Origin of the sequence: Chitinophaga sp. 22308, assembly GCF_052045305.1 — a bacterium.
Lineage (GTDB): Bacteria > Bacteroidota > Bacteroidia > Chitinophagales > Chitinophagaceae > Chitinophaga > Chitinophaga varians_A.
On record NZ_JBQEOP010000008.1, the window covers coordinates 472,711 to 493,853 of the forward strand.

The window sequence follows — 21,143 nt, forward strand, 5'->3', positions numbered from 1 at the left end:
GATTATAGAATAATTTTTTTCTGTTTAGCAGTTGGAGCAGCCACCACCGGCATATTGACGCCGATATACTTCGCCAATGCAGCCACCGTTGTCAGCTGGAAGAAAGTCCGCACGGATACCTGCATCCCAAAATCTTCGTGTACTGTAGCGGCCAGGCGCATCACCAGCAGGGAGTGCATTCCGATTTCGAAGAGATTATCGTGTATACTTACCCGTTCTGTCTCCAGCAGCCGCGCACAAATAGCGGCCAGTTTTTCTTCCAGCGCATTCGTGGGTGCCACGTACAAGGCGGCAGACACCGGGCCCATATCTGATTCCGGTAATGCCTTCCTGTTGATTTTTCCATTCGCGGAAAGCGGCATTTCATCCAGTACCACCCATTGCGTGGGCACCATGTACTCCGGCAGTTTGGCTTTCAGGTATGCGAGCAGTTCTTCTTTATCGAAGTTTTCCTGCCCTACTACGTAACCTACTAATCCTAATTGCTGGTGCTGGTCTGCTTTGGTGATAACGACCGTCTGTTTTACCATCCCGCTTTTTTCTATCACCCTTTCAATTTCTCCCAGCTCGATGCGGTAGCCACGGATTTTCACCTGGTCGTCTATTCTGCCGAGGTGTACCAGCGTGCCGTCTGGCAGCCATTTGCCGAGATCGCCGGTGCGGTACATCGGTATATCGCCGTTGCCACGGAAGGGGTCTTTCACAAATTTTTCTGCTGTTAATTCCGGCCTGTTGAGATAACCGCGGCCTACGCCGATACCAGACACACAGATCTCCCCGGCCACACCAATGGGGCATAACTGCCGGGAGGCGTCCAGTACATAGATGTGCAGGTTTTGTATGGGCTTGCCTAAAGGCACATTGGCATGCTCCGGTGTTTCATACATAAAATGATGCGTAATATCATCGGAGGCTTCTGTAGGGCCATAGGCGTTCACCACAGGGACCGTATGGTAATTTTTATGCTGGAACCATTCCGCCAATAACTGCCGGGGAAGCGTTTCGCCCGTCACCAGCAGGTATCGCAGGTATTGGAGCGATACTCCTTTCACGGTGGCCAGTATGGCCGACAGGTAAGAAGGCACCACTTCCAGTATCGTCACCTTGTCCTTCTCCACGGCCTGCATCAGCTCCGTGGGCTGTAAAATGGTATCGGTGTCGTAAATAATCGTATAGCCGCCACATAACAAAGCGGAAAACATCTGCCAAACAGAAATATCAAAAGTAAAGGCAGCAGTGAAGGCGACCACGGAAGCAGCGTTCATCCGGAGATCATTTACTTTGGCATACAGGTGATTGAGCATGCCGGCGTGTTCGATCATGGCGCCTTTGGGCAAGCCGGTAGAACCGGAAGTATAGATCACATAGGCCAGTTGCGATGGCGCCGGCAATACCGGTAAGGCAGTGACCGGACAACTGTCGATGGCCGCACGCTCTTCGTCCAGGGAGATAATACGTACCAGCCCGGTTTGCGCCGGTTTGTGTTTGTCGGCGCTGCTGCTGATAACCACCTGCGCCTTGCTGTCGTTCAGCATATAAGCCACCCGGTCTTCCGGGTATGCAGGATCTATCGGCAGATAAGCGCCTCCGGCTTTCATAATGCCAAGGATAGCGATCACCATCTCCGGTGAGCGGTCTAAACAAACCGGTACCAGCGACGTATTATCTACGCCGGCCTCCCGCAGGTAGTGCGCCAGTTGATTGGAGCGCTCCTCCAGGGAGGCGTAGGTCAGCATCCGGTCTTTCATCACCAGTGCAGGCGCCGCAGGCGTGTGTTTGGCCTGCCCGCTCAACAGGTCGATCAATGTGCTATTGTGAGGAAAATCTACCGTAGTGTTGTTAAAAGTAACCAGCTGTTGCCGTTGTTCTTCTTCCGTCAACAGCGGCAAGGTGTTGATACGTGTATCCGGCGACGTGATAACGGCTTCCAGCAGCTGCATAAAATGCGTCATCAGCTGGGAGACAGTAGACTCGCGGAAAACATCGGTGCAGTACTCTACGTACCCTGTCAGCCCGTCGGCGCCGTCTTCCATAGACACCACGAGGTCAAACTGTGCCGTATTGTATTTCAGGTCCTCCCTGGCAACGCTCATATCGCCCAATTGAACCTGCTCCACCGCGGGGGTGTTCTGTAATTCAAACAGCACCTGGAACAACGGCGTTCTGCTCAGGTCACGGTCTGTGTTCACCGCCTCCACCACTTTCTCAAACGGAATATCCTGGTGGTCGTAAGCCGCCAGCGTGGTCTGTTTCACCTGTTGCAGCAAAGTGAGGAAAGAAGGATGCTGGCTCAGGTCACTGCGCAGCGCCAGGGTATTGACAAAGAAGCCGATCACACCGGCTACTTCTTCCTGTGTTCTGCCTGCAATGGAAGTGCCCACGCAGATATCGTCCTGGCCACTGTAGCGGTAAAGCAACACTTTAAATGCCGCCAGCAAAGTCATGAACAGCGTTACGTCCTGCTGCCGGGAGAACTGCCGGAGCTGCGCAGCGAAGGCCGGTTCCAGGGTGAACCGCTTTGACGCGCCCCTGGTGCTTTGAATAGCAGGACGCGAGAAATCGGCCGGCAGCTGCAATACTTCCACGCCTTCCAGCTGCTGTTCCCAGTAAGCCAGCTGTTTACGTAATTGTTCACTGTCCGCTATGCTTCGCTGCCAAACGGCATAATCGGCAAACTGAATGGGCAGCGGCGTCAGCACAGCCGCACGATTTTCGATATATGCGTTGTATAGTTCAGCGATATCATTCACCAGGATGGTCACCGACCAGCCGTCAGAAGAGATATGATGTAAGGTGATCAGCAAAATATGTTCATCTGCCGACAGGCGCACTAAACCAGCCCGCAACATATAATCTTTCGCCAGGTCAAAAGGCGCGTTGACCATGTCTATCAGCCGGTCCTGTAACAGCTCCGGCGAATCGTACATCTCGCCGGCCACCACGGAGAGCTGCCATCCATCTGCGGAAATAACCTGCTGGTAGGGTACGCCATGCTCCTGCCTGATGATGGTACGCAACGCTTCATGCCTGTCTACCACCGTATACAAGGCATGAGACAACGCCGCTTCGTTCAGCGTTCCCTTTAAACGTACCACCAACGGTACGTGATAGGCCACCGTGCCGTTCATCTGGTCAATAAACCACAAACGTTCCTGGCTAAACGCCAGCGGTGCCCGTTCAGGTCTTTTGCCGGCAACAATAGCAGGCCAGCCACTCTCTTTGTCTTTGCCAGCAAGGTGGGCTGCCATCGCAGCAATGGTGGGATACTGGAAAAACCGGGTAATACTCAGTTCTACGCTGAGGGTATTACGTATAGCCGTCACCACACGCGATGCCAGCAGGGAATGGCCTCCCAGCTCAAAGAAATTGGCATGGGTGCTGATGTCCTTCTTCTGTAAAAACCTTTCCCATATAGCGGCCAGTTGTTGTTCTGTTTCATTGGCCGGAGCGATATACGCTACCGTTTCCGGGTCGTCGCCCTCCAGCGCCCGCAACGCTTTTTTGTCGGCCTTGCCATTGGAGGTAAGCGGAATTCTTTCAAGCGGCACCAGGCGGGCAGGAATCATATAAGCCGGCAGCCGGCCTTTCAGGTATTCTGTCAGCGCAGCTTTATCAAAGTCGCCCTGCGGCACAATATAACCTGACAGGTATTTATCACCAGTGGCATTGACCTGCATCAGCACGACGGCCTGTTTAACGCCAGGATACTGTAGCAGCACGCTTTCTATCTCTCCTGGTTCTATACGGTGGCCATGTATTTTCACCTGGTCGTCAATACGTCCCTGGTAAACGATGGCCCCGTCTTCCTGCCAGCGTGCCAGGTCACCGGTACGATATAGTTTGGCGCCCGGGATATTGCTGAAAATATCAGCCACAAATTTTTCTGCAGTCAACGCCGGTTTATTCAGATAGCCACGGGACACGCCGGCACCCCCTACATATAGTTCACCAGTCACGCCTACCGGCTGCAACTGACCCTCACGGCTCAGGATATACGCCGTACGGTTGCCCAAAGGGTAACCAATAGGAATGGTTATACCGGGCGTTACGCTGTTGATATACCAGCGCAGCGAGAAACCGGTATTCTCCGTAGGGCCGTATACGTTAAGGACCTGTATTTCCGGGTATGCTGATTTGAATTTCCGGATATGTTCTTCCGATATCTTCTCCCCGCCTGTCATCAGGGCTTTCAATCCTTTAAAAACACTGATCTGGTCATCTACCAGCTGGTTAAACCAACTGGTGGTAAAGAACATTTTAGTAACACCGCGCTGCCGGATTTCCTGTTGAAGCAACTGGTTGTCCAGCATCTTTTTCTCCGGGCATAATACCAGGTGCCCGCCGTTCAGCAGCATGCCCCAGTATTCCACGGTGGTAGCATCGAAGGAAGGAGAGCCGGTAGATAAGATAACATCGGCGGCGCCCAGTTCCACGTAATCGCCGCCCATAGCCAGACTGGTCACGTTGCGGTGAGTTACCATCACACCTTTGGGCTGACCGGTAGAACCGGAAGTATAAATGATATAAGCCAGTGATTCAGGTGTAGTGGATACGGTAGGTGGAGGCGTGGCAACAAGCAGTTCCAGCACTTCGTCAACGCATATCAGCGTTGTACCCGGCACCTCTTCCCGCAACATAGACAGCTGTGCGCTGTTAGCAAGAATCAGTTCAGCCCGGGTATCTTCCAGCATATACCGGATACGCTCTTTGGGATACGCCGGATCTACCGGCACATATGCACCACCGGCTTTGAGTATGGCCAGTATGCTGACGATCAGTTGCACCGAGCGTTCCATACATAGTGGTACCATCGTCTCCTCCCGCACGCCTCTGTTGTACAGGTAAGCAGCCAGTTTATCAGACTGTTCCTGCAGTTGCCGGTAAGTGAGCTGTTCATCTTCAAAGCTAAGTGCAATAGCATCCGGCGCCAGCGCTACCTGCGCATCAAATAACGCGGTAATCGTTTTATCAGCCGGATAGGGAATAATGGAATCATTGCAGCGGAGTATCAACGCTTCTTTCTCGCTGTGGCTCAACATATCCAGCCGGCCAATGGTTTGCGTCGGGTCTTTCGCGATAGCGGCCAGCAACATTTCATAATGCGAAAACATTCTGCGGACGGTACTTTCGAGGAACAGGTCAGTGCTATATTCCAGGTAAATACTAATTCCTTCCGGACGTTCCTCTGCGATCCAGGTAAGGTCAAACAGGCTGGCGTTACGGGCCACCTGCTCTTCGGTAACCACTACGTCGCCTATACGCAGCGCTGGTATGGCCGGAACGTTCTGTAAAATAAATATGGACTGGAACAACGGGCTCCTGTTCATATTGCGTTCCTTCACCACGGCTTCCACTACTTTTTCAAAAGGAGCGTCTTCATGTTCAAAGGCTTCCAGCAAGGTGTTTTTCACCCGTTGCAACAAGGATAAGAAAGAAGGGTTTCCGCCGAGGTCCGTACGTAAAGCCAGTGTGTTGACAAAAAATCCGATCAGCGGCTCCAGTTCAGTGCGCATCCTGCCGGCGGCAGCACCGCCTACACAAATATCATCCTGGCCGCTGTAACGATACAATAGCACCTTAAATGCCGCCAGCAGCACCATATACAGCGTAGCGCCCTCCTGTCGGGCCAGTTGCCGCAAAGAGGCGGAAAGGGCATTGTCTATATTGAATACCAGGAATGCGCCCCTGGTACCGGCCACCGCCGGACGTTCCAAGTCCGCAGGCATTTCAGCCATGGTCGCGCCTTCCAGTTTATCTTTCCAGTAGGCGATCTTCTGGTCCATCACGGCGCCTGACAGATAATTACGCTGCCACACGGCATAGTCGGCATATTGTATGTCCAGTGGCGTATAAACAGGATCACGCTTTTCTGCAAAAGCGCTGTACCCTTCCATCAGCTCGTTGATCAGTACAGAGGAAGACCATCCGTCCGAAGCGATGTGGTGCATGATCAGCACCAGTACGTATTCTTCTTTGGTGAGGGTGATCAGGTGGGCACGCAACATATAATCTGCTGCCAGGTCAAATGGCCGGCTGATCAGTGCGGTGATGCGTTCCTGCAAGGCGGCACTGTCTTTCGTATAACCGGCGCCGTTGATGTGGTCCAACTGCCAGGTGTCACCGGTTATGGTTTGCTGCCAGGTACCTTCTTCATCAGCGTTGATAACGGTACGCAATATTTCATGCCGGCATACAATGCTGCGCAGGGCATGTTCCAGCGCCGCTGTATCCACAGCGCCCTGTAGTTTTAATACGGCAGGCACGTGATATTGCACGGAGCCTTGCAACGCATCGATGAACCATAAACGCTCCTGGCTAAACGAAAGCGGCGTGCGCTCACCCGCTTTCCGTTCCGTCGCCCGGATCTTTTCCGTAACGGGCGCTATGGCCGCGGTATCCACTGATGCCTTAAAGTAAGCCACCAGCTGCGCCTTGTTTTCCTTCAGGGTTTGCAGGAAAGCAGGCGCAAATTGTTGCTGCTGATTTGTTTTCAACACCAGCTCTTCTCCGTCCAGGGAGAGGCTTATTCCCAGGTCCTGTGCCTGTTCCAGTATCAGGACCACCTCCGACAAATTAAAACCCGGCATATACTTAATTAGTTAAATGATGAGAGAAAAAAGCCGTTACAACCTCATTTCCTGTAATCCTTCTGACGTTTCCGGTACCGCCGCCTGGCTGATTTTGATGTAAGCCGCCAGTGTTTTGATGGTGGTTAACCGGAAGAATGTACGGACGGATATATGCAATCCGAATTTTTCCTGTACAGCCGCTGAGAAGCGCATCACCAACAGGGAGTGCATGCCTAAGCCAAACAGGTTATCGTTGATGCCTACACGGTCTGTTTCGAGCAGTTTTTTGCAGATATCTTCCAGCACTTCTTCTATTTCATTGCCCGGTGCTTCGTATGGTGTCTGCACGACCTGTATGTCCGCCTCCGGCAATGCTTTTTTATCTACTTTTCCATTAGGCGTCAACGGGAGTCTGTCGAGCGTAACGAGTTGTTCAGGGACCATATATTCCGGTAAACGTTCTTTCAGATAAGCCACCAGCGCGTCGCGATGGTAGTCATCACCTGTCACGATGTAGCCGACCAGGCGTTTAGGGCCGCCGGTATCATCCCCTTTCGCCAATACTACGGCAGCCTTCACGCCAGGGTACTGTTGCAGTGTGTTTTCAATTTCACCCAGCTCGATCCGGTAACCGCGTACTTTCACCTGTTCATCTATTCTGCCCAGCATCTCGATGCTGCCATCAGGCAACCACCGTCCCAGGTCACCGGTGCAGTACATGCGTACCGTGCCATCTGCATGGAAAGGGTCTTTGATAAACTTCGCTGCCGTTTTCTCCGGGTCGTTCAGATAACCCCTCGACACGCCAATACCGGAAACACAGATCTCTCCGGCCACGCCAACAGGGCATAGCTGCCGCGCATTGTCCAATATGTAAATGCGGAGGTTCTGTATGGGCTTGCCCAGCGGTACGTTATTACGGGCGGGCGCTGCATACATGAAATGATGCGTAATATCATCAGATGCCTCCGTAGGGCCGTAGGCGTTCACCACCGGGATAGTGCCGTAGGAGGTATGGTTAAACCATTTCGTTAACACAGCCTGGCTGACCGGCTCTCCCGTCACCAACAAGTACTGAAGGCTGTCCAGCGGAGCGGGGTTATCTTCCATCAGGATGGTGGCCAGATAAGAAGGCACCAGCTCCAGCACGGTAACGCCATCACTGCTGAGACAGCGTAACAACGCGGCCGGATGATGGATCTCCGCTTCCGTATAAACCACCGTACGTCCGCCGCTCAATAAAGGCGAGAACATCTGCCAGACAGAGATATCGAATGTATAAGATGCAGTATAGGCCATAATGGTATCAGCATCCATCTTGAGATCATTTACCTTGGCAAATAAATGATTCAGCATACCGGCATGTTCCACCATTACGCCTTTAGGCCTGCCGGTTGAGCCGGAGGTATAAATAATATAGGCGAGATCGTTAGGGGCGGGCGCGGTAAACAACGGCGTTACCGCCTGCGCGTCCAGCGTAGCGGCATCTCCATCCATCAGGAAAGTGTTCAGCACCGTGATGTCGCTTAATTTTTCACTGCCGTAGTTGCTGCTAACGATCAGCGAAGCATTACAGTCGTCAAGGATGTAACTGATCCTGGCAGCCGGATATTCCGGGTCAACAGGCACGTAGGCCGCACCTGCTTTCAGGATGCCCAATATGGCGACGATCATGTCCGCAGAACGTTCCAGGCAAACAGGCACCAGCGAATTGCCGGTGATGCCCTCCCCTGCCAGGTAATGCGCCAGCTGGTTGGAACGCTCGTCCAGCGCTTTATAGCTCAGCACCGTATCCCCGGCGATGACAGCCGGCGCGCCGGGCGTAATGGCAGCCTGGGAGACAAACAGGTCTATAAACGTTTTATCCTGCGGAAACGCTACGGTCGTGTTGTTAAAATCAATCAATAACTGCTGTTCTTCTTCCTGCCGCAACATCGGAATAGAACCGATGTGCGCGGCCGGCAGCTGCACAACAAACTGCAACAGCTGCTCGAAGTGCTTCACCAGTCGCTGAATACTTTCTTCCGTGAACAGGTCCACACAATATTCTATGTAACCGCTTAAGCCGTCAGCATCTTCCTGCATGCAGCAGCTGAGGTCAAACAGGGTAACGGTATGCGGAATTTCTTCCTGTGTGATATGCAGTTCTCCTAATTTCAAATCAGGAGCGTCCGGCATATTAAAGAGCTCAAACATGACCTGGAACAAGGCCGTCCTGCTCATGTCCCGGTTTTTCTCCACCAGCTCCACTATTTTTTCGAAAGGCGCGTCCTGGTGGTCGTAGGCGTCGAGGGTGGTTTCTTTTACCTGCTGCAACAGCGTGATAAACGTAGGATTATCACTCAAATCGCTGCGCAGCGGCAGGGTATTGACAAAGAAACCGATTAGTCTCTCCACTTCCTGTTGCGTTCTGCCGGCGATGGTAGTGCCTACGCAGATATCATCCTGGCCGCTGTAGCGGTACAGCAACACTTTGAAAGCCGCCAGCAGCGTCATGAACAGCGTGGTGCCTTGTTGCTGCGACAATACCTGCAACTGGTCACGCAGTTCCCTGTCCAGGCGGAAGCGGCTGATAGCTCCGCGCGTGCTCTGTATCGGAGGACGCGAAAAATCTGTTGGCAGCTGCAATACGTCCACTCCCGACAGTTTCTCCTGCCAGTACACCAGCCGTTTTCTTAAAGCAGCACCTTCGAGGTGCGTGCGTTGCCAGATGGCATAGTCAGGGTATTGGATGTCCAGGGCAGGCAGGTGTGCCGCGCTGCCCGTGCTGTACGCACGGTACAACGTGATAAGCTCGTCCACCAATATCGATACCGACCACCCATCGGAAGCAATATGGTGCATCACCAGCACCAGTACATGCTCTTCTGCCGACACCCGCAGCAAATGCGCGCGCAGCATAAAATCATGGGCCAGGTCAAACGGTTTATATACCAGGCTGGTAATATAGTCCTGCAAGGCTGCGGCGTCTTCGCTTAAAGCGGCATCGTCCACTACCGCCAGCTGCCACTGGTCTTTGTCCAGCAGCTGCTGGTACGGTTTTCCCTGCGTTTGCCTGATGATGGTGCGCAGCGATTCATGGCGGTGTACGATCTGCCCAATGGCATGTCCCAGCGCGGCATTGTCCAGCACGCCTTTCAGCCTCAACACGACCGGCATGTGATAAGACACGCTGCCTTCCAATTGATCGATAAACCACAGGCGTTCCTGACTGAACGACAGCGGAATTTGTGCGGGCCTTTCTGCCGCGAAGAGCGCAGGCAGTAGCAGCCCTTTATGTTGCAGTTGCAGGTAGGCGGCCAGTGAAGCGATAGTAGGATGCAGGAAAAAGTCTTTTACGGTCAGCTCTGCTTCCATCTCTTTACGGATGGCAGATACCGCACGGGTAGCCAGCAGGGAGTGCCCGCCCAGCTCAAAGAAATTATCCTGCGTGCCGATACGTTCCAGGCCCAGCAGGCGTTGCCAGATATCGGCCAGCTGTTGTTCGGCAGCGGTGACCGGCGCCTGGTAATTCAATATGCGTTTGCGTTGTATAAATTCCCATTCCGTTAAAAACCGGCGGTCCACTTTACCGTTGCTGGTCAACGGTAACAGCTGCATGGGCACAAAAGCGAAAGGCACCATGTATTCCGGCAGCCTTTGTTGTAACTGCGCCCGGATATCTTTCTCCAATACTTCGCAGATATCGGGGAACAGGGGGATATTGGTTTTTACACCGTCGGTGTAACCGGCGGACTTGCTGTAGGATGGTTCCACAAAACCGTTGAACGGCACTTGTTCCAGCAGCAGGTTTATTTTAAACGGATCTTCGCTCAGCAGGAAACGGTAATGATAACCGGCGGCTTTAGCAGCGGCCAGTATCTCGTTCACCACTTTGGTATCATCGTCCGGCGTCAAAATATAGTCTGCCAAATCGCCCACCTGGTTAACGCTTCTGTTGGAAAGCGCCTGTTCCAGCAGTCTTTCTTTCCACAGCCTCGGGTTAGGCACATGCTGCAAGGCAATACGGGGCTGACCGGCAACTAAGCGGGACAAGACACTGTGTTTATCGGCTATTTCGTCCCATGCCTGCCATTGCGGCTGCAGCACCGGTTTTTCTATATCTAGGTGCAACACTACGGTGTAGCGGTAAAGCGTCAGTTCATTGATATAATCGCCCTGTTTCCATTGAATGTCCACATGGGTAATTTCCGGGTACAATGATTGCAGCTGGAAGAAATAAGCGGGCGAAAAACACAGCTCTTCTTCTTTCCATACTTCCTGGTCCACATTCCATTCGAATTCGCGGAGGCTGGTTTTGCTCTGCAGCTTGTCCAGCTGCAGCCGGCGTTTGAAAGAAGGCAGTAAACGCAGGTCTCTGACGTCCCCGATCACGATATGCCCCTTCCCTTTCAACAGGGTAATGGCGTTGTCCAGCACATCAGACATGTACTGCGCGCCCGGGAAATATTGTACAATAGAGTTCAGGATCACGGTATCAATGGTGGTGCCTTCCTCCAGCGTCACTTCATGCGCTGCACATACCTTCAGCACGGTGTCAGGATAGTGGCGCAGGCCTTTGTCGATGTGTTGTTGCAGCTGACGGGTAGACACCTGCGAGAAGTCGGTGCCAATATATTTTTCGACGTGACCGGCCAGCTGGAAATAAATCAGGCCGGTACCGCATCCTATTTCCAGTACATTACGCGGGTTGGTGGACAGTACCACGCCGGTAATATCTTCCAGCCAGCTACGCATGTTCTGCGCCGGTATGGCTTCGCCGGTGAAACTGTCGTTCCAGCCGGTGATGTTAAATTCCCCGTCGAGGTCTTTTACTTCATCGGCTTTGCTGTAAGCTGTTTCATACAGTTCTTTCCAGGTGGCCACCTGTTGCAGGTACAGTTCCTGTTCTGTGCGGAGCACGGCCTGCTGGTCGGGCACATAATAGCTGACCAGCTTTTTGTCGGCCGCCTGTTGTTCTTTAACCACCACGCAGCTGGCAGCCACTGCTTCCAGGTTGTTCAGCGCTCTTTCTATTTCACCGGGTTCTATCCTGTAGCCGCGCATTTTAATCTGATCGTCCATGCGTCCCAGGTACTCCACTGTGCCGTCCGGCAGCCAGCGGGCACGGTCACCGGTGCGGTACAACCGGGCGCCGCGTTGTTCGCTGAAGGGGTCTGTCACAAATTTCTCTGCTGTTAATTCAGGTTGATTCAGGTATCCGCGGGAAACGCCGGCGCCGCCCACATACAGCTCTCCCGGTGTGCCTACCGGCAACAGTTGCATGGCGCTGTCCAATACATAGGCGGTACGGTTGGCCAACGGACGGCCGATAGGAATACTCTTGCCCGGTACCACCGCGGTGATATTCCAGGTAAGGGAGAAAGTGGTATTTTCCGTAGGGCCGTAACCGTTAATGATCTGTGTAGCAGGATAAGCCGCGCGGAATTTACGGATATGTTCCTCTGATAATTTTTCGCCGCCTGCCATCACTGCGGTCAGTCCTTCAAAAATAGAGATATCGTCATCCACCAGTTGATTAAACCAACTGGCGGTAAACCACATTTTGGTCACGCCCCGCTGACGGATCTCCTGTTTGAGCAACTGGTTGTCCAGCAGCCTTTTTTCCGGACATAATACCAGTTGTCCGCCATTCAGTAACATGCCCCAGTATTCGATGGTAGTGGCATCGAAAGAAGGAGAACCGGTAGACAGTAAGGTGTCTTCTCTGCTCAATTCTACGAAGTTGCCGCCACGGGCCAGGCTGGTCACGTTGCGATGGATCACCATAGCGCCTTTGGGCCGGCCGGTAGAACCGGAAGTATAAATAACATATGCCAGCGAATCCGGGTCTGTCTTCACGACCAGGGGATGCGCCGGCATAGCGGCCAGTAAATCCAGAATATTATCTACAAAAATCAGGGTCGCGTGTTCCGCTTCCGCTGCCAGCAACGCCTGTTGGTCGGTAGTGGTCAGCACCAGTTTGCTGGCGGTATCATGCAACATATAGGCAATACGGTCTTTAGGATAAGCCGGGTCAACGGGCACGTAGGCGCCGCCGGCTTTCAGGATACCGAGGATGCTCACGATCAGGTGAATGGAACGTTCCATGCATAGCGGCACCATCGTCCCTTCTTTCACGCCCTGTTTACGGAGGTAATGGGCTATCCGGTTCGATTGTTCTTCCAGTTCCCGGTAAGTAAGCTGTTGTTCTCCGAAAGACAAGGCGATGGCGTCCGGCGCATGGGCCACCTGCTCTTCAAACAAGGCGGTAATCGTTTTATTGACCGGGTAAGGCACTACATTGTCGTTGAAGGTCACCAGCAGCTGATGCGTTTCTTCCGCGCTCAGCATTTTCAGTTCTCCTATAGCGGTGACCGGGCTTTGTACGGCAGCTTCCAACAGCGCCATATAATGCTGTATCATTCTCCGGATAGTGGCTTCCTGGAATAAGTCTATGCAATATTCCACTTCCAGCGCAATGCCGTCCGGTCTTTCTTCCACGGTCCAGAAGATATCAAACAGGCTGGTGCTGCGGATAACTGGTTCAGTCGTCATAGCGGCTTCGCCTAAACGTAGTTCAGACATCAGCGGGATATTCTGCAACGTGAACATCACCTGGAACAACGGATTTTTCCGGATGTCCCGCTCGCCCATCACTTCCATCACCACCTTTTCAAAAGGCACTTCCTGGTTATCGTGGGCATCAAACAACGTATTCTGCACTTCTTTCAAAGCAGCGGCAAAGGAAGGATTGCCACTGAGATTGCTGCGGAGCGCGAGGGTGTTCACGAAAAAGCCCAGCAACGGTTCCAGTTCCACCTGTGCCCTGCCGGCGGTAGCGCATCCGATGCAGATGTCTTCCTGCCCGCTGTAACGGGACATCAATACTTTCAGGGCAGTGAGCAAGGTGGTGAAAAGGGTAACGCCCTGCTGCTGTCCCATTTTCTTTACCCGGGCGGACAAATCCTTGTCCAGCTGCATGTAGATCACAGCCCCCCGGGTGCTTCTCACTACCGGACGTTCAAAATCCGTAGGCAGCTGTAGCAGGGTAACGCCTTCCAGTTTTTTCTTCCAGTAGGCCAATTTCTGCGCTACCAGCGGTCCCTGTAAAAAGCGGCGCTGCCATAAAGCGTAGTCCGCATATTGAATTTTTAATGCGGGCAGCTCCGGCTGACGGCCGGCCTGCCGCGCATTGTATATTTCTATCAGTTCCTGGAAAAAGATATGTGCAGAGGAATCATCAAAAACAATATGATGTATGACCAGCACCAACACATGCTCCGCGTCTGAAATACGGACCAGGTATGCCTTCAGCATATTGCCTTCAGACAATTTAAAAGGCGTGTTCACCAGGCCGGCAATATACGTTTGCAGCGCCGCCGCGTTATGCTGGTACAACGGGTCGTCTATTTCCTCGAGGTGAAAGCTGACCGATTCCTGTATCTGTTGATAGGTATGACCATCTTCCTGGTCAATGTTGGTCCGTAATATTTCATGGCGGTCCACGATATACTGCAACGCGTACGCGAGCGCGTTTTTATCCAGGCGGCCTTTCAGTCTGGAAATAGCCGGCAGGTTGTATTGCACGCTGCCTTCCAGCTGGTCGATGAACCACAGGCGTTCCTGGCTGAAGGACAACGGGATGCGGGAAGGCCGCTCCTGTTTTTCAATGACGGTGGGCAATACATTCAGCACGGCTGCCGGCACTGGCGCGGTGTGTTTTTTAGTAGCGGCGATTTTCGGTAAAAAACCGGCCTGCTGTAATTCGGTGATGGTGTCTCTGAAACATTTTTCGATGAAGTCAATATCATCGTCGGTATGCGCCGCAGAGAGGAAACAGGTTTTACCTTCCCATATATATACGCCTTTTTCCAGCAGATGGTAGAAGAAAAGGTCCATGTTACCGGAAATGGAGAAATAAAACAGGGAGCCAAAGTGGTTCACTTTGATGGGCACCTGGTTATCATCGAGCAGTTTGGTGATATTGCCGATCAGGCGGCTGGTGCGCATATTCAGCTTTTCCTGCAAAGCGGGGCCTTGCCTTTCCAGTTCCCCTAAAACGGCCAGGGAAGCCACCATGCTCAACGGATGTTTACAGAACGTACCAGCCAGGAAAGTAGTTTCCGCTTTGGGATAGGAATCATCTTTATAGTTCCACAGCCCGCCGTCAAAAGCCTGCATACACCAGTCCTTGCCGGCAATGATGCCGATGGGCATACCGCCGCCGGCGATCTTGCCGTAGGTGACCATGTCTGCGCGAATACCAAAATGGGCCTGTACTCCGCCCGGGTGAACACGGAAACCGGTAATCATTTCATCAAAGATCAGGATGATTTTTTCCTGTTCTGTCATGGCACGCAGTTCCTGTAACAGCGCTTTGGGCTGATAGCCCGGCCTTCTGCTCTGAATGGGTTCCACCAGTACGGCCGCCAGTTCGTGTGCATGCGCACGGATCTGCTCCACCACATTGGGATTGAGGTAATCGAATACCAGTACGTCGGCCACCATGTTGGGGATAACGCCCGGCGCAATGGGGATGCCAATGCGGTCATGTTCGATATCCTCCACCATGGCCAGCGTACCATCAAAATAGCCGTGATAGGAACCGAGGAAAATAGCGATCTTCTTTTTACCACTGGTGGTACGGGCCAGTCGCATGGCAGACATTACCGCTTCGGTGCCCGAGTTGTGGAAGCTCACCCTGTCCATGCCCGTGAGCCTGGCAATGCGGGTGGCCACTTCTCCCGCCAGGTAGGTCTGCGGCCCAAGCTGGTAGCCTTTCTCCAGCTGCCGGTGAATAGCTGCCGTCACTATCTCGGGGCGATGGCCTAATAAGTTGACACCAAATCCCATGGTCAGGTCCACATATTCATTTCCGTCCACGTCAGTCATTTTTGACCCGAGAGAAGACTCGGCCACAATGGGATATACCATTTCTTTGGTCGCAAAGCGGAAGCCGGCGGATACGCGGTTGTCCGCCAGTACCGGGCGGTACTTCTCCGTAAGCGCCTTGGAGGTTTTGGTTTTGGTAGTGTATTTTTCAATAAACGCGTTCAGGTAGGCCTGTTGTTCCGGTGGCAACTGTTGTCCCGGTTTGGTTTCTATTTTCGGGAAAATAGACATGCCTTTTTTAGGCGCAGCAGCGGCAGTATTGGCCTGTGGCGCTGGTGCTGCCACAGGATGCCCGTTCGCAGCATGACCATTCGCGGCATGACCGTTGCCATTGTTATGAACAACGGCCGGCGGCATGCCCTGCGACATCCATTGAAACTGTTGCGCAATAACGCTTAGTTGTTGCTGCATCAGCTGCACCGTGTCCTGGATAACGTTATACCCCCCGGGCGCTTGCACCTGCGGGGCAAACGCGGGTGCAGGCAGCGGAGCTGGCGCAGGAGCAGCAGGCGGTGTTGCGGCTGCTGTTACCGGAGCTACAGGAGCTGTTTCCACCGGCATACTATCGGCCGTTACAAACACGGTGGCATGTTCCGCGATATACTCTGCCATCAGCTGGATAGAAGTCAGTTCTTCAAAGATCAGCCGCATGGAAAAACTCAATCCATATTCATTTTCTATTTTTCTCACCAGGCTGGCCATGATGAGGGAATCCGCTCCCTGCGAGAGGAAGGGCACGTGCACGTTTAGTTCCTGCGAGGGTGACATCTTCAGCAACCTGCGCAGATTGTCTGCCAGGTATTCAGCGATATATCCGGCACTATTGGGAAGTAAATGATCTTTGTGACTCATGGGCGTGTTTTTAGGGATGGTTATTTCCGCTACTGCAGGTAAACTTTCTTTCGGCTGACGATTCTTTTTTTCTATCCAGTAGCGTTCGCGTTGGAATTGATAGGTAGGCAAAATGGCTTTATGAGGGGCACCGGCAGCATAAAATGTCTGCCAGTTGATATTAATTCCTTTTACATGCAACGCCATCAGGGCATTGAGCATGGTCGTCCAGGACGAACGTCCTTCTCTCATCACCGGCAGCAAACGATGTTCTTCATATTTCAGCGTCAGTTGCGCCATCGACAAAAGCGTGGGCTGTGGTCCCAGCTCCATCAGGTTAAATTCACCCGTTTCTTTTATCGTTTGAATGCTTTGCGAGAACAGCACCGGCCAGAGGATATGTTTGCCCCAGTAGGCGGCGTCCGTCACTTCTTTGCCGGCAATAGCGCCTGTCACGTTAGATACCAGCGGAATTACCGGTACATGGTAATGCACACCGGAGGCTATTTGATGGAACTCTTTGAGCACCGGTTCCATCAGCGGAGAATGGAAAGCGTGCGACACCTGCATTTCCCGGCTACCTATACCGGACTGTTTCAATGTTTGCGTCACGGCACGCACGGCAGGCGTCTTTCCGGAAATAACTGTCAGCTCCGGCCCGTTGATTGCCGCAATAGCGATGTCGTTGCCATATGGCCGGATAGCTGCTGCTACGCTGACAGCCGTTGCAAACACCACGACCATGCTGCCTTCTTCGGTGACGGCGTTCATCAGCGCAGCCCTTGCAGTGATGAGCGCCAGGCCGTCGTACAGGCTGAACACGCCTGCCGCATAGGCCGCTGCGTATTCACCGGCGCTATGCCCCAATACGATGTCAGGCGTAACGCCCCATGACTTCCACACTTCTGCCAGCGCACATTCTACGGCAAACAAAGCCGGTTGGGTGAAAACAGTTTGCCGTAACAGGCAGTTGGCTTCTTCTTTATCCTTTTTATAGAGCAGGTCTGTCAGCGAGAAAGGCCACGTTTTTTTCAGAAAAGCATCGCAGTCATCTATCACGCGTTTAAATACCTCGTTGTGGTCATATAGTTCGCGGCCCATGTTCCAGTATTGGGCGCCTTGTCCGGTGAACAACCACGCGATTTTGCCGGGCGACCGCAGGGCATCTCCGGTGTGTACGCTATGCTCCCCCCTACCGGCAACATAGGCCTTCAACTGACCAGCAGCATCTTCTCCGGACACAGCCTGCCAGGCCATCCGGTAAGGGTGGGCATCACGACCGGTGGCCATGCTCCGGGCAATAGCGCCGATGGTGTCTGTGCTGTGAGGCAGGAAAGCGATATATGCTGACACCATCGCCTGCAAGGCAGCCGGTGTTTTGGCCGACAGCAGCAAAGGATAGGCCGGCAACGTTTTTTCTTCGGGAGCTGTCACTGTCAGCGCTTCTTCCAATATCATATGCACGTTGGTACCGCTCAGGCCAAAGGCACTGACAGCCGCTCTCCGGGGCAACGCCGCAGCAGGCCACGGCGTGAGGATATCTGTCACCTTCACGGCCATATCCTTCCAGGGGATAAACCGGTTAGGCGTATTAAAATGAAGACTCGCAGGAATCTGGCGGTGTTGCAGGCTTAGTACGGTTTTTATAAAACCGGCGATGCCCGCCGCCGCCTCCAGATGCCCGATATTTGATTTCAGGGCACCCACCAGCAAAGGCGTTTCCTTTTTACGGGAGCGGCCATATACAGCGTTCAGGGCCAGTACTTCTACCGGGTCACCAAGACGGGTACCTGTTCCATGTGTTTCGATGTATTGTATGCTGCCGGCATCCACGGCGGCATTCTTCAGTGCCTTTTCTATCAGCTGCTGCTGCGCGATACCATTGGGTGCTGTCAGGCCATTGCTTTGCCCGTCGTGGTTGACGGCGCCGCCCTTTATCACCGCGAGGATATTATCCCCCGCTGCCAGCGCATCTTCCAGCCGTTTCAGCACCACCACGCCGGCGCCCTCTCCCCTCACATAGCCGTCCGCGTTATCATCAAATGTTTTACACTGCCCCGTTGGGGAAAGTGCTTTCATGCGGCATAATTTGATCGTCGTGTCCGGCGACAGCATCAGGTTCACGCCACCGGCCAGCGCCAGGGAACACTCTTTGCGCAACAGGCTCTGTGCCGCCTGGTACACGCTCAGCAGGGAAGACGAACAGGCCGTGTCCAGCTGCAGCGCGGGGCCGTGGAAATCCAGCAGGTAAGCGATCCTGCCGGCGGCAATGCTTCTTTCGATACCCAGACCGGTAAATACATCTTCGTAGTAGGTCACATCGCTGTTATCACGGATCACCTGCTGATAATCATCTGTGCTCATGCCTACAAAAATGCCGCTGTCCGTGCCTCTCAGGGAGGACGGCGCAATGCCGGCATGTTCCAGCGCTTCCCAGCAAACCTCCAGCAGCAGCCGCTGCTGCGGGTCCATCGCCGCCGCCTCTTTGGGGGAAATACCGAAAAACAACGGATCAAACTGGTCAACGTTTTCAATAAAACCACCGTGACGGGTATACATTTTACCGGGCGCATCTTCCCGTTGATCGAAATAAGCGGATATGTCCCAGCGGTTGTCCGGCACTATGCTCACCGCATTGCGGGATGATCTTAACAACTCCCACATCGCTTCAGGCGAGTTCACATTGCCCGGAAAACGGCAACCGATGCCCACAACGGCCAACTGATTACCGGCAGGCGTTGTCTGCGGTGCTATATGTTTATTTTCCGGCAACGGGAGCGCCATTCCGGCGAAATGCGTGGCCAGGCTTTGTACGGTGGGATAATTGAATACCACGGTATTTTCCACCGGCATATGCAGAAAAAGTTCCAGGTCGGCCGCCAGTTGCACGGCCAGTATGGAAGTAAGGCCATATTCAGCAAACGTCCTTTGGGCCCCCATTTCTGCCGGCGTAGTATGCAAATGCTGTATCAGCCAGGCCTGCAGCCATTCCTTCACACGGGACAACGTATGTACGTTGACGGTAGTAGCCTCCGCTACCGGCAGGGTAGCTACCGCTTCTGCCGGGGCGACAGCTTTCTCTGCGGCGGCTATTTCTCCGATCGCCTCGTTGTAAGCGCCTTTGATATATTCTTCAACAAATAAATGTCTCCTTACTTTTCCGCTGGTGGTCTTGAAGATCTTCCTCACCGGAATTACCTGTTTCACTTCCAGTCCCAGCCGCGACGCCACAGTTCTTTTCACCAGTGATATCATGGGCAAAAATTTCTCCGCAGACATTTTATGCACCACAAAAACAACGATGGATTCTGATCCATTGGCCTCATCAGGGATGCCACAGGCCACTACTTTACCGGTATCAATTTCGTCCAGCGTTTCTAAAGTATGCTCTATATCATGCGGATATACGTTGCCGCCATTCACGAAAATGATGTCCTTTACCCTGCCCATGATATACAACACATCGTTCAGCACAAACCCGGTATCGCCGGTGTTCAGCCAGCCATCCTTGAAGGTGCTTTTGCTGGCAGCGTCATTGTTGTAATAGCGACCGGCCACACAAGCGCTTTTCACCCAGATAACGCCGGCATGGCCGGCAGGCAGTGCAGTGCCTTTCTCATTGGCGATCCGCAGCTGAAAATCACCTATCAGGGTACCCACGGCCACCACTTCGAGGGTGTCTGCCGCTGGCTTCTTCTCCAGGGCATTGGTAATATCTTTCCCGATCGTCAACGCTTCCCTTTTCACAAATACGCTCTGGAAAGGCACATCCGCCTTGGGGAACGTGATTTCCAGCGTGGCCTCCGCCAGCCCGTATACTGCGCGCATGGCCATCGGATTGAGCTTATAGGCCGCCATCCTCTCGTTGAAAGTTCTCGCCAGGCTGGCTGAAATAGGCTCGGCGCCATTCAGGATGATCCTTAAAGAAGACAGGTCTAAACCTTCTCCTTTCTCTTCTGAAAAATGATTTAAATAATATTTATACCCGAAGTTGGGAGAACAGGTGATGGTAACGCGGTAATCAGAGGCTTTCTGCAGCCATAACAACGGATGCCTGATGAACAGGTCCGTAGGCATGATGTATTGTTGTATGCCCGCCGCCAGCGGATTAAGATGGTAGCCAATTAATCCCAGGTCGTGGGTAAGCGGCATCCAGCTCAGAAAGATATCATCGTCGGTGCATTCATAGGCTTCCAATACTGCGGAGATATTGGCGATCAGGTTGCGGTGCCGGAGCTCCACACCTTTGGGATTGCCGGTAGAACCGGAAGAAAACTGGAGAAACGCGATATCGTCCGGTGTAACATTTACCGGTGTTCCCGCCGGGAAATTGTCTTTGTTTTCATCCAGGAACAGCACCTGGTCATAAAAAGTGCGGTCGGCAGCGCCATCACTATAATCCTGTTTGCACAACTTTTCATAATGCGCAGGCGTGGTAACGATGTAAGGGTTTTTAAGATATGCCCTTATCTTATACAGTTTTCTGGCATTTTCGCTGTAATGCGTAACAGAAACCGGTACAGGTATGATCCCTCCTAAAATACAGGCCCAGAAATACTGAATAAACTGCTGGCTGTCGTCCAGCTGCAACACCAGTTCATCACCGGGTTTCAATCCTTTATGTTGTAAATATCCCAACAGCTGCAAAGCGTCCTGGTACAACTGATGATAGGACAGGAAATTGGTCCTGTTAGCTGCTACTATAAAACTGACGCCTTTATCGCGTTGATCTTTCTGGTTAATCAGCAGCTCAGACAGGGTCTTCGAGGACAGCTCTTTTCTCATTTGTGCTCAGTTATTTGTTCAGTAAAAACAATGATTTAACCTGTAGAAAGATGGGACCACCACCTCACTACATCCATACTATCA

Annotated in this window: 2 protein-coding genes; both read right to left on the reverse strand. The window is 52.9% G+C overall.

From position 1 onward, the window contains the following. Positions 1–2: 2 nt before the first annotated feature. The gene (locus ACTJJS_RS30015; protein WP_440667387.1) at positions 3–6,587 is read right to left on the reverse strand and encodes an amino acid adenylation domain-containing protein; all 6,585 of its coding nucleotides are present in this window, start codon (positions 6,585–6,587) and stop codon (positions 3–5) included. A 36-nt stretch (positions 6,588–6,623) separates the two neighbouring features. Then, positions 6,624–21,059 (reverse strand): amino acid adenylation domain-containing protein, encoded by a 14,436-nt coding sequence (locus tag ACTJJS_RS30020; protein WP_440667389.1) that lies wholly within the window; start codon positions 21,057–21,059, stop codon positions 6,624–6,626. Positions 21,060–21,143: the final 84 nt, after the last annotated feature.

Coding starts and splice junctions, on each gene's coding strand:
- ACTJJS_RS30015 (WP_440667387.1), bottom strand. CDS start 6,587: ATGCCGGGTTTTAATTTGTCGGAGGTGGTCCTGATACTGGAACAGGCA.
- ACTJJS_RS30020 (WP_440667389.1), bottom strand. CDS start 21,059: ATGAGAAAAGAGCTGTCCTCGAAGACCCTGTCTGAGCTGCTGATTAAC.